Here is a 12,151-nt window from a genome sequence, read left to right as displayed (position 1 = left end):
ACCGCCGACTTCGTCATTGCCTAGGCAGTGACGCACGAGACCGGGACCGGCACGCGCCGGTTCCGGTCTTGTCGTAAGGGGTCACCAGAACAGACAGGGATTACATGGCCGCACCGGCAAACAAGAAGCGCACCGTGAAACGCAAAGGCCCCGAGAAGTTCGGCCAGCGCCGGCTCGAAGTGCGCAATGCGATGATCAAGGACATTCCGGGCATCGCGCACCTGGTGCGGCGGGTTTACGAGGATATGCCCGCCTACACGCACGGCGAAATCCGCGGGCAGATCAACAATTTCCGCGAAGGCTGCTTCGTCGCGCTGCTCGATGACGAGGTCGTCGGCTATTGCGCGACCATGCAGCTTGCCGAAGCGCTCGCCTTCCAGCCGCACGACTGGGACGAGATCACCGGCAATGGATATGGTAGCCGTCACGATCCGACCGGCGACTGGCTCTATGGCTACGAGATGTGCGTCGATCCCAAGGTGCGCGGCGTGCGCATCGGGCGGCGCCTGTATGAAGAACGACGCGCGCTGGCCGAGGAAATGGACCTGACGGGTATCGTCTTTGCCGGGCGGATGCCCAATTACCGCCGCTTCCGCCGCAAGGTCGAAAATCCGCAGGACTATCTCGCCAAGGTGGTCGAGGGGAAACTGCACGATCCGGTGCTGCGCTTCCAGCTGGCCAACGGCTTCGAACCCGAACGGATCATGCAAGGCTATCTGCCCGAAGACAAAGCCTCGATGGCCAATGCGGTGATGATGGTCTGGCGCAACCCTTATGTCGAGCGCGACCAGCCGGTGAAGAAGCGGCTGCCACGCGGGGTCGAGGCGGTGCGCGTCGCGACCTGCCAGCTCCAGGCGCGCGCGGTCGCGGATTACGACGAATTCATGCGCGCCATTAAATATTTCGTCGATGTCGCAAGCGATTACGAGGCGGACTTCATCGTCTTTCCCGAACTGTTCACGCTTATGCTGTTGAGCTTCGAGGAGAAGGAACTCTCCCCCGTCGAGGCGATCGAGCGCCTGTCCGAATACACCCCGCGTCTGCGCCGCGACATTTCCGAGATGGCGATGCGCTACAACATCAACATCATCGCCGGTTCGCATCCGACGCGGATGGAGGATGGCGACATCCACAATGTCGCCTATGTCTGCCTGCGCGACGGCGCAGTGCATGCGCAGGAGAAGATCCACCCCACGCCGAACGAGCGCTATTGGTGGAACATCAAGGGCGGCGACAAGGTCGAGGTGATCCAGACCGACTGCGGTCCGATCGGGGTGCAGATCTGCTACGACAGCGAGTTCCCCGAGCTGTCGCGGCGCCTCGCCGACGAAGGCGCGCGGATCATCTTCGTGCCGTTCTGCACCGACAGCCGCCAGGGCTATCTGCGCGTACGCTATTGCGGTCAGGCGCGCGCGATCGAGAACCAGTGCTTCGTCGTGCTCAGCGGCAATGTCGGCAATCTGCCCAATGTCGCGAACATGGATATCCAGTATGCGCAGAGCTGTATCCTGACGCCTTGCGATTTCCCCTTCGCCCGCGACGGGATTGCCGCCGAAGCGAGCGAAAATGTCGAGACACTGACGATCAGCGACATCAATCTTGCCGACCTCAGCTGGGCGCGCGCCGAAGGGACAGTGCGCAACCTCGCCGACCGGCGTTTCGACCTCTACCGCATCGAGTGGGACGAAGACGGAAAGCATCCGGGCAAGCCGCGCCCGCGCCGTGAACCCCTCGGCCCTGCGCATCCGGGTGGGGGTTAGCGCGGATCGCGTCGTGACAGCCTGACCCGGCGCGGTTACGGAAGGTCGCATGGCATCGGCTGAATTCGCAAGTCCGGCAGTATCCGACGCGCTGGTGATCCTCGGCGCGGCCGGGCTGGTCATCCCCGTGTTCACGCGGTTTCGCGTGACCCCGATCATTGGGTTCATCCTGATCGGGGTTGCGGTCGGCCCCTTCGGGCTCGGGCGGCTCGTGTTCGAGCACCCTTGGCTCAACCACATTACCATCTCCGATCCCGAGGCGCTCGAGCCCTTCGCCGAATTCGGGATTATCCTGCTACTCTTCACGATCGGTCTGGAACTCAGCTTCAACCGCTTGTGGCAAATGCGTAAACTGGTCTTCGGGCTGGGCGCAATGGAGCTGCTGGTTATCGGCAGCTCGCTGGCTATGGCGCTGTCGATGATGGGGCAATACTGGACCGGCGCGCTCGCGCTCGGCTTCGCGCTCGCCTTCTCGTCCACCGCCATCGTCCTGCCGATTGCCGGCACGCATTCGCCGGTCGGGCGCGCGGCGCTGTCGATGCTGTTGTTCGAAGACATCATGATCGTGCCAATCATCTTCGTCCTCGGCGCGATGGCCCCCAATGCCGCCGGCGAAGGCTGGGAAGGCATGCTGACCACGCTGTGGCAGGGCGGGCTGGTGATCGCGGCGATGATGATTCTCGGCCGCTTCGCCCTGCCCCGGCTGTTCGGCCAGGCCGCGCGCACCAAGAGCCCCGAACTGTTTCTTGCGGCCTCGCTGCTGGTGGTCATCGGCGCCAGCCTCGCCACCGCCGCGGTCGGCCTCTCGCCAATCGTCGGCGCGCTGATCGCCGGGTTGCTGATCGCGGAGACCGAATATCACGGCGAAGTCGAAGCCATCATGGAGCCGTTCAAGGGTCTCGCACTGGGGATCTTCCTGATCACCGTGGGCATGAGCATCGACCTGCAGACGATCTGGGAAAACTTCGCGCTGATCTTTACCGCGGTCCTGCTGATCCTGCCGTTCAAGGCGCTGGTTACCGGCGTCCTGCTGCGACTGATGGGGGCACGGCGCAGCACGGCTGCGGAAACCGGCATCCTGATGGCCAGCCCGTCCGAAACGACACTGATCATCCTTGCGGCGGCCAGTGCCGCGCTGCTGATTCAGCCGGGCACCGCGCAATTCTGGCAGATCGTCACTGCGATCGGCTTGACGGTCACCCCGCTGCTCGCGCGTCTCGGCCGCGTCATCGCGCGGCGGGTCGAACCGGTCCCCGAACTGCCCGAGGATACCGCCGACGAACCACGCGTGATCATTGTCGGCGCCGGCCGCGTCGGGCGACTAGTGGCGCAGATGCTCACCGCGCATGACAAGCCCTATATTGCGCTCGATGCGGATCCCGACCTGATCGAAAGTGCAAAGCGCGATGGCTTCCGCGCCACATTCGGCGATGCCGCGCGCGGCGATTCGATGGACCGGCTGGGAATCGAGAACGCGCTCGCCGTGGTGCTGACCATGGATGAGCCGGTATTGGTGCAGCGCTTGGTATCCAAGCTGCGCAAGGAGCACCCCGACCTGCTGATCGTATGCCGCGCGCGCGACGTCCGGCACGCCGCCGAGCTTTACCGCGCGGGCGCAAGCCACGCGGTCCCCGAAACGCTCGAAAGCTCGCTGCAATTGTCCGAGGCGGTGCTGGTGGATATCGGCGTGGCAATGGGGCCGGTGATCGCCTCCATTCACGAGAAACGCGACGAATTCCGCGGCCAGATCGAGCAGGAAGGCGCGCTGACCTACAAGCCGAAACTGCGGACCAGCACCGCGGAAGTCTAGATGGCGGCCCCGCTGGAAACGCGTTCGGATTGCGCGCGCTGCGCGGCGCTGTGCTGCATCGCCTATCCTTCGCAGGACATGCCGGGTTTCGCCGCGGCAAAGGAGGCCGGCCAGCCCTGCCCCAAGCTCGGCGGCGACGCGCGTTGCACGATCTATACGGACCGCGCCGAACAAGGCTTTGCCGGCTGCATCCGCTTCGAATGTTTCGGCGCGGGCCAGCATGTCGTCCAGACGCTGTTCGAAGGCCGCGACTGGCGCGAACAGCCCGAATTGCTGGGTCCGATGGTCGAGAGCTTTCTGGCCATGCGACCGGTCAGCGACCTTGCCTTCCTCGTTGCACGCGCTCTTGCCACTGAGCCCGGGGCGGAAACCACCGCCCGGCTGGAAGCGCTGGATAGCGAGTTGAGGGCAGTGGCTTCCTCGCGCGAAACGCTGCGCGATTCGGCCCGTATCGCGAAGGCGCAAGCCGCCACTAGGCGCGTCTACGGCTCGATCGATCCGGACAAACTACGGGAAAGGTGAACTTCTACGCTCTCCGACCGTTGGTCGGGGGAAGGAGAAAGACATGAGCAACCCCGACCCGACCAAACCGACGCCGAACAGCGAAAAGTTCAAGCCGCAGAACGTGCAGGACCCGGTCAGCACTGTCGAACCGCCTAGCGCGAATGCCAACAAGCCATCCGATACCGGCGGTCAGGACCTGCCGCGCGGCAGCCAGTCCGAAGTCGGCCGCAAATCGCGCAACCGTAGCTAACCAACCTATCCGGCGGAAAGTTTGCCGCGCACCGCGGCAATCGCTTCGTCGGCCTTGGCACCGTCCGGACCGCCCCCCTGGGCCATGTCCGGGCGGCCGCCGCCACCCTTCCCGCCCAGCGCCTCGACCCCGGCACGCACCAGATCGACTGCACTGAAGCGTTCGGTCAGATCGTCGGTGACGGCCACCGCGAAGGCGCCCTTGCCGTCATTGACCGCACAGATCGCGGCAATGCCCGAACCGATCCGGCCCTTGGCTTCATCGAGCAGCGGACGCAGGTCCTTCGGATTGAGTCCCTCAACCACCTGGCCCGAGAATGTGACACCCCCGACATCTTCGTCGGCGGGTCCGGATTCGCTCGCGCCGCCACCACCGAGCGCAAGCGCGCGCTTGGCTTCGGCAAGTTCCTTCTCGAGCCGTTTGCGTTCCTCGACCAGTGCCGTGACCCGCGCCGGCGCCTCGTCGGGCGAAGTCTTGAGCGCGCCCGCGATAAGCCGCACCGCCTCATCGCGCGCGACAAGCCATTTGCGCGCCGCTTCGCCGGTCAACGCCTCGATCCGCCGGACACCCGAACTGACCGCGCTTTCGGAAACGATCTTGAACAGGCCGATATCGCCGGTCGCCTTCACATGCGTGCCTCCGCAAAGTTCGACCGAATAATTGCGCCCTTCGCCGACCGTGCGGCCCATCGAGAGGACACGCACTTCGTCGCCGTACTTCTCGCCGAACAGCGCCAGCGCGCCCGCAGCCACCGCATCGTCGGGTGTCATGAGCCGTGTGCCAACCTGTTCGTTGGCGCGGATTTCCTCGTTCACCTCGGCCTCGATCGCCGCGATATCGTCATCGCTGAGCGGCTTGGGATGCGAGAAGTCGAAGCGGAAGCGGTCTTCGGAAACCAGCGAACCCTTCTGCGTGACATGATCGCCGAGGCGATTGCGCAGTGCGGCATGGACGAGGTGCGTCGCGGAATGGTTCGCCCGGATCCGGTCGCGCCGTTCGGCATCGACTTCCAGGTGAACCGCGTCGCCGACCTTGACCGAACCGCCGGCAATCCTGCCGACATGCGTGTGCAGCCGGCCCAGCGGCTTGTTGGTGGTCTCGACTGCGAATTCGAAGCCTTCGGGCGTCCATATCCGCCCCGCATCCCCGGTCTGGCCGCCGCTTTCGCCATAGAACGGCGTCTGGTTGGTCAGAACCACCACTTCGTCACCGGCCTTGGCCGACTGGACCTGCGCGCCGTCCTTGACGACCGCAACCACCTCAGCCTCGCCGGTGGTCGAATTGTAGCCGGTGAACTCGGTCGATCCCTGCGCATCGGCGATATCGAACCAGACCTCTTCGCTGGCCGACTGGCCCGAACCCTTCCATGCCGCACGGGCCGCCGCCTTCTGCTGCTCCATCGCCGCATCGAATCCGCCCTTGTCGACGGTGATGCCGCGGCTGCGCAGCGCATCCTCGGTCAGATCGTAGGGGAAGCCATAGGTGTCGTAGAGCTTGAACGCGGTCTGCCCGTCCAGCGTCCCGCCCTCGCCCATCGTGCCGGTTGCCTCGTCGAGCAGCTTGAGACCCTTGTCGAGCGTGCGGCGGAACTGCGTTTCCTCGCGTTCGAGCACCTCTTCGATCAGCGCCTGCCCGCGTTGCAGTTCGGGATAGGCCTGGCCCATCTCGGTGACCAGAGCGGGCACGAGACGGTGCATCAGCGGTTCGCTCGCGCCGAGCAGGTGTGCATGGCGCATGGCACGGCGCATGATCCGCCGCAGGACATAGCCGCGGCCCTCGTTCGAAGGCAGGACGCCATCGGCCATCAGGAAGCTGGTCGAGCGCAAATGGTCGGCGATGACCCGGTGGCTGGCGGTGCTGTCGCCTTCGGCCTTCACTCCGGTCAGCCCCTCGCTCGCCGCGATCAGGTTCCTGAAAGTGTCGGTGTCGTAATTGTCGTGCACCCCCTGCATCACCGCGGCGACGCGTTCGATCCCCATGCCCGTATCGATGCTCGGCTTAGGCAGGTCGCCGACGATCTGGTCGTTTTCCTGCGTGAACTGCATGAACACGAGGTTCCAGATCTCGACGAAGCGGTCGCCGTCCTCCTCGGGTGATCCCGGAGGGCCACCCCAGATATGGTCGCCGTGATCGTAGAAGATCTCCGAACACGGCCCGCAGGGACCATCCGAGCCCATCGCCCAGAAATTGTCCTTGGTCGGGATACGGATGATGCGCTCGTCGGCGAAGCCGGTCAGCTTCTTCCACAGGTCGAAGGCCTCGTCATCGGTATGGTAGACGGTAACCAGCAGCCGGTCCTTGTCGAGACCCCATTCCTCGGTCAGCAGCGTCCAGGCATGCAGGATCGCCTGCTCCTTGAAATAGTCGCCGAAGCTGAAATTGCCGAGCATCTCGAAGAAAGTGTGGTGCCGCGCGGTGTAGCCGACATTGTCGAGATCGTTATGCTTGCCCCCGGCGCGCACGCATTTCTGCGCGCTGGTGGCGCGCGGCGCGGGAGGGGTTTCGAGCCCGGTGAACGAGTTCTTGAACGGCACCATGCCGGCGTTGACGAACATCAGCGTGGGATCGCTGAAGGGGACGAGCGGCGCACTGGCGACTTCGGCATGCTCGTGGCGTGCGAAATAGTCGAGGAAACTGCGGCGGATGTCGTTGGTCGAAGTCATGACCGGGCAGTTAGGCAATCGGCGCGCGGGCGACAAGCGCGAATGCCCGGCCAGACTGTGCAGGACCAGCGATCAATCGGGTACGCGGGCCGTCACGATCCAGCCAGCGGCCGGGAGTGCAACCTGGGCATCGACACAGTGCCGTTCGAGCATGGCGCGAAGGCGGGCCATGGCGGCGTCGCGTTCGGCCTCCCCCAGCGCCCCGATGGCACGCGCCGCTGGGCCGATCCGCAGGAAATAGGACAGCGCATCCTCGATCGCCTGCTCGCCTTCGCCGCCAATCATTCGGTAATCGATCGGTTCAAAGGCGATGCCCTGCCAACCGGCTTTCCTAAGAATATCCTCGACGCGGGCCCGACGCCCGAAAGCAAAGGGCCCGGGGGCATCGGGATCGGGCGCAGGCTCATCGCTTGGCGGGAGGACCGCGGCGATTTCGCGCACCCAGGGGTTTTCGGTACGCTCGCGGAAGCAGGAAAAGACGAGCCGCGCACTCGGCGCCGCCTGATCCGCGATATGCGCGAAGGCGGCAATGGGGTCGCCAAAAAACATCACCCCGTGACGCGAGATTACGAGGTCGGCCTGCTCGCCAGCGCCTGGCGTCCACCGGGCCGCATCGCCAAGCTCGAAGCGCAGGTTCTGCTGTCCCGCCCCGCGTTGGCGGGCCACCTCGAGCAGGTCCGCGCTGATATCGACTCCGATCACCCTCGCCGTAGGATCGCCCGCCGCGAGCGCGAGCGACACTTCGCCTGCGCCGCAGCCGACATCCAGAGCCTGTGCGAAACCCTTCGCCTGTGCGACTTCGAGCAGCCGGTCGGTCACCGGGCCGAAGCTGCGGTCGGTCCGCTTCCATTCGTCCGCCCAGGCATTGCCGACCTTGCCGGTCCATTCGGATTGATCGGTCATCGCGTCATACTCCGTAATAGTCGCGATACCACGCAACGAACCGCTGCACGCCCTCGCGGATATCCGTTTGCGGGACGTAGCCGGTAAGGGTGCGCAGCAGTTCAGCATCGGCCCAGGTCGCCGGAACGTCCCCCGGCTGCATCGGCATGAGATTGCGCTTGGCCTTGATACCCAGTGCATCCTCGATTGCGCCGATCATGTCGCCGAGCTGGACAGGCTGCGAATTGCCGATGTTGACCACTCTCCAGGGGGCGACTGGCGACAGGCTGTCCCCCTCGGCGATATCCCCGGGGCCTTGGGGCCTCACCGGGGGCGCATCGACCAGGCGGCGGACCGCCTCGGCGAGGTCTTCCACATAGGTGAAATCGCGCATCATCTCGCCGTGATTGTAAACGTCGATCGGCTCACCCTCGAGATCGCCCTGGTGAATTTGAACAACGCCATGTCGGGGCGTCCCCACGGCCCGTAGACGGTGAAAAAGCGGAACATGGTCACTGGCAGATCGAACAGATGCGCGTAGGAATGCGCCATCGCTTCGGTCGCCTTCTTGGTCGCAGCATAGAAGGAGAGCGGGTGATCCGCCTTCATCGTTTCGCGATACGGCATCTCGGTATTCGCGCCATAGGCGGATGAAGTCGAGGCCAGCAGCATGTGCTGCGGCGGATGCGCGCGCGCGGCTTCGAGCAGTTCGAAGGTGCCGACCAGATTGCTTTCGAGATAGCTGCGCGGGTGATCGATCGAATGCCGCACCCCCGCCTGCGCTGCGAGATGGATGACGATATCGGGCTGTTCGTCTGCAAAGATACGCGCCAGCAGGCCCGGCGTCTCGATCGGCTCATTGATCGCCGCGAAACCCGCGTTTTGCAGCAACCCCTCCTGTCGCCGCCGTTTGAGTTCGGGATCGTAATAGTCCGACAGCGAATCGACGCCGATGACCCGGAACCCGTCGGCCAGCAGTCGGCGGCAGGTGAAATAGCCGATAAACCCCGCCGAGCCGGTGACCAGCGCGGTGCGGGTTTCGCCCATCAGTCGGCGCCGAACAGGTCGCGGGTGAAGACCTTGTCGCGGACATCGGCGATGTCGGGATCGAGGCGATTGGCCACGATTACATCGGCCTCCGCCTTGAACGCGTCGAGATCGTTCACGACGCGGCTGCCGAAGAAGCTGTCTTCCTCCATCACCGGCTCGTAAACGATCACGTCGATTCCCTTGGCCTTCACGCGCTTCATGATCCCCTGGATCGAGGACTGGCGGAAATTGTCCGAACCGGCCTTCATCACCAGGCGGTAAATGCCCACTATGCGCGGCTCGCGGTCGATGATGCGGTCGGCAAGGTAGTCCTTGCGGGTGCGGTTGGCGTCGACGATCGCGCGGATGAGGTTCTGCGGGACTTCGGAATAATTCGCCAGCAGCTGCTTGGTGTCCTTGGGCAGGCAGTAGCCGCCATAGCCGAAGGATGGATTGTTGTAATGCGCGCCGATGCGCGGATCGAGGCCGACGCCTTCGATGATCTGGCGCGTGTCGAGCCCGCGCGACAAGGCGTAACTGTCGAGTTCGTTGAAGAAGGCGACACGCATGGCGAGATAGGTGTTGGCGAACAGCTTGATCGCCTCGGCTTCGTCGGCATCGGTCAGCAGGACGGTGACATTGTCCTCGAGAACGGGCTGAAGCAGCAGGTCGGCAAATTTCTGCGCCCGCTCGGACCGTTCGCCGACGATGATCCGCGAGGGGTGGAGGTTGTCGTAAAGCGCCTTCCCCTCGCGCAGGAATTCGGGGCTGAAGATGATGCGGTCGGTCGCGAAGCGTTCGCGCGCATGGCCGACGTAGCCCACCGGGACCGTGGATTTGACGACCACGACCGCCTGGTCGTTGGCGGCGAGAACCTGTTCGATCACCGCATCGACCGCCGAAGTATCGAAGAAGTTGGTCTCGACATCGTAATTGGTCGGCACGGCGACCACCGCGAACTCGGCGCCTTCGATCGCTGTGGCAGGATCGGTGGTGAAGGCGAGGTCGAGATCGTCGCGGCGCAGATATTGCTCGAGCAGTTCGTCCTGGATCGGCGACTGGCGATCCTCGAGCATGGCGATGCGCTCGGGCGAGATATCGCAGCCGATCACACAATTGTGCTGTGACAGCATGATGGCATTGGAAAGGCCGACATAGCCGAGCCCGAAAACGGCGATCTTCATCGAGTTACCCGCATATCAATCCGCTGCCGCAAGGGTCGACAACGCGTGCCTTCTGTGGGGAGGCGCAAGCGATTGCAAGCCCCGCCCCGCACCTGCTCACCACATGAAATAGGGCCCGCCCCGCTCGCGCGCCCGCTGCCACGCTGGCCGCGCATGGATTGCCTCGACGAAGCGCGCGAGCTTTGGCGCCTGCTCGCCATAGCCCTGCATCACCGCGATCTCGGCGGGGAAACTCATCATCACATCGGCCGCGGTCCAGTCGTCGCCGACGAAATGGAGATCGGGTGAGATGTTGTCCTCGGCGAAGCGGATATGAGCGGCGAGTTGCTCGTCGACGCGCGGCATCAGCGGCGCGGCGGCATCGCCAAGGCGGCCGGCGTAAATCTTCAGCATAACTGGGACGAAAAAACTGCTCTCGCCGAACTGCATCCATTCAAGGTGGCGGATATGGACTTCGCTATCGCGCGCGGGAAGCCAGCTTTCGCCGCCATGGCGTTCGCACAGATATTGGATGATCGCGCCGCTTTCGGCGATGGACATGCCATCATCTTCGATCAGCGGCGACTTGCCGAGGGGATGCGCCTCGCTGAGCTCGGGCGGCGCGAGATTGGTTTCGGCATCGCGCTGGTAGGCGGCCACTTCGTAGTCCGCGCCCAATTCCTCGAGCAGCCAGAGGATGCGCTGCGAACGGCTGTTGTTGAGATGGTGGACGGTGATGGTCATGGCGGCGCTCCCGATCGGCGATTCGCGCGCACCCTAGGGCTGCCACTGGCCTGCGGCCATGCCACAAACGGAAAAGCCGGTGCGGCCATGAAGCGGCGCGCACCGGCTTTCCGGTTTTTCGGGAGCGCCGGGGGACAGTCCGGCTGTAACGCGGGCCCGGGGATATGGGCCGACGCGCTCCCGCTTGAAGAGAATTCAGTCTTCGTCCGCGTCCGGACCGGTCATCATCTCTTCGGCGACCTCGTCGGTGCGGCCGCGGATTGCGGCTTCCAACTTGGCACACATCTCGGAATTTTCCTTGAGGAAGGTCTTGGCGTTCTCGCGGCCCTGGCCGATGCGGACGCTGTCATAGCTGAACCAGCTGCCCGATTTCTCGACCACGCCGGCCTTGACGCCGAGGTCGAGGATCTCGCCGATCTTCGAAATACCCTCGCCATACATGATGTCGAATTCGACCTGCTTGAACGGCGGAGCGACCTTGTTCTTGACCACTTTCACGCGGGTTGCATTGCCGATCACCTCGTCGCGGTCCTTGATCTGGCCCGTACGGCGAATGTCGAGCCGCACGGAGGCGTAGAACTTGAGCGCGTTGCCGCCGGTGGTGGTTTCGGGGTTACCGTACATCACGCCGATCTTCATGCGCAGCTGGTTGATGAAGATCACCATGCATTTGGAGCGGTTGATCGAACCGGTCAGCTTGCGCAGCGACTGGCTCATCAGGCGGGCCTGCAGGCCGACATGGCTGTCGCCCATCTCGCCTTCGATCTCGGCGCGGGGGACCAGCGCGGCAACCGAGTCGACCACCAGCACGTCGATCGCATTCGAGCGGACCAGCGTATCGGTAATCTCGAGCGCCTGCTCGCCGGTATCGGGCTGCGAGATGATCAGTTCCTCGATGTCGACCCCCAGCTTCTTGGCATAGACCGGGTCGAGCGCATGTTCGGCATCGACGAAAGCGGCCGTGCCGCCGGCCTTCTGCGCTTCGGCGATGACATGCAGCGCCAGCGTGGTCTTGCCCGAGCTTTCCGGACCGTAAACCTCGACCACGCGGCCCTTGGGCAGGCCGCCCACGCCCAGCGCGATGTCGAGGCCGAGCGAGCCGGTGGAAATCGATTCCACCTGCATGGCTTCCTTCTGGCCCAGCTTCATCGCCGAACCCTTGCCGAATGCGCGGTCGATCTGTGCGAGCGCGGCGTCCAATGCCTTCTGGCGGTCTGCGTTCACTTTCTTGTCCTCTACGAGCTTCAGACTTGCCGCCATGACACTACCTCCTGCACTTGGCCAGAGCCGGCTACCGACTCTACAACTGGCGCAGTATGTATCGGATTTGTTCCGCAAGAACAAGT

Annotated in this window: 10 protein-coding genes and 1 pseudogene; 4 read left to right on the top strand and 7 right to left on the bottom strand. The window is 64.1% G+C overall.

What is annotated here, in order from left to right; genetic code table 11:
* Window positions 1-104: 104 nt before the first annotated feature.
* Genes J2S32_RS01050 through J2S32_RS01035 form a run of 4 tightly spaced genes read left to right on the top strand, consistent with a single transcriptional unit; the run spans window position 105 to window position 4,324 of the window.
* Window positions 105-1,760 (top strand): bifunctional GNAT family N-acetyltransferase/carbon-nitrogen hydrolase family protein, encoded by a 1,656-nt coding sequence (locus J2S32_RS01050; protein ID WP_253515237.1) that lies wholly within the window; start codon window positions 105-107, stop codon window positions 1,758-1,760.
* 49 nt (window positions 1,761-1,809) lie between these two features.
* Complete coding sequence (locus J2S32_RS01045; RefSeq protein ID WP_253515236.1) at window positions 1,810-3,570, top strand: cation:proton antiporter domain-containing protein; 1,761 nt, start codon at window positions 1,810-1,812, stop codon at window positions 3,568-3,570.
* Complete coding sequence (locus J2S32_RS01040) at window positions 3,571-4,092, top strand: hypothetical protein (RefSeq protein WP_253515235.1); 522 nt, start codon at window positions 3,571-3,573, stop codon at window positions 4,090-4,092.
* A 43-nt stretch (window positions 4,093-4,135) separates the two neighbouring features.
* Window positions 4,136-4,324, top strand: a complete 189-nt coding sequence (locus tag J2S32_RS01035) for a hypothetical protein (RefSeq protein ID WP_253515234.1) — start codon at window positions 4,136-4,138, stop codon at window positions 4,322-4,324.
* Window positions 4,325-4,329: 5 nt separating this feature from the next.
* On the opposite strand, the gene alaS is transcribed toward J2S32_RS01035, so the two are convergent.
* The 7 genes and pseudogenes from alaS to recA form a co-directional block, all read right to left on the bottom strand.
* Window positions 4,330-6,987, bottom strand: coding sequence for an alanine--tRNA ligase (alaS, locus tag J2S32_RS01030; RefSeq protein WP_253515233.1), 2,658 nt, complete (start codon window positions 6,985-6,987; stop codon window positions 4,330-4,332).
* Between the two features lie 72 nt (window positions 6,988-7,059).
* A complete protein-coding gene (locus J2S32_RS01025) occupies window positions 7,060-7,890 on the bottom strand; it encodes a class I SAM-dependent methyltransferase (RefSeq protein ID WP_253515232.1) in 831 nt (276 codons plus the stop codon).
* A 4-nt stretch (window positions 7,891-7,894) separates the two neighbouring features.
* On the bottom strand, window positions 7,895-8,266 hold the full coding sequence (locus J2S32_RS15795; RefSeq protein WP_367398993.1) for a hypothetical protein: 372 nt from the start codon (window positions 8,264-8,266) through the stop codon (window positions 7,895-7,897).
* Window positions 8,267-8,269: 3 nt separating this feature from the next.
* Window positions 8,270-8,916, bottom strand: a pseudogene (locus tag J2S32_RS15790) (NAD-dependent epimerase/dehydratase family protein); the annotation flags it as partial.
* Window positions 8,916-10,082, bottom strand: a complete 1,167-nt coding sequence (locus J2S32_RS01015; protein WP_253515231.1) for a nucleotide sugar dehydrogenase — start codon at window positions 10,080-10,082, stop codon at window positions 8,916-8,918. The gene J2S32_RS01015 and the pseudogene J2S32_RS15790, both read right to left, overlap by 1 nt.
* 96 nt (window positions 10,083-10,178) lie before the next feature.
* Window positions 10,179-10,805 (bottom strand): glutathione S-transferase family protein, encoded by a 627-nt coding sequence (locus J2S32_RS01010; protein ID WP_253515230.1) that lies wholly within the window; start codon window positions 10,803-10,805, stop codon window positions 10,179-10,181.
* Window positions 10,806-11,000: 195 nt separating this feature from the next.
* Window positions 11,001-12,065 carry a recombinase RecA gene (gene recA, locus J2S32_RS01005; protein ID WP_253515229.1) on the bottom strand — a complete coding sequence of 355 codons (1,065 nt, stop codon included), beginning with the start codon at window positions 12,063-12,065 and terminating at the stop codon, window positions 11,001-11,003.
* Between the last annotated feature and the right edge of the window lie 86 nt (window positions 12,066-12,151).

Source organism: Qipengyuania citrea, assembly GCF_024171405.1.
Classification (GTDB): domain Bacteria; phylum Pseudomonadota; class Alphaproteobacteria; order Sphingomonadales; family Sphingomonadaceae; genus Qipengyuania; species Qipengyuania profunda.
Note: the sequence above shows the minus strand (reverse complement) of the source record. Positions and strands in the feature narration are given on the sequence as shown.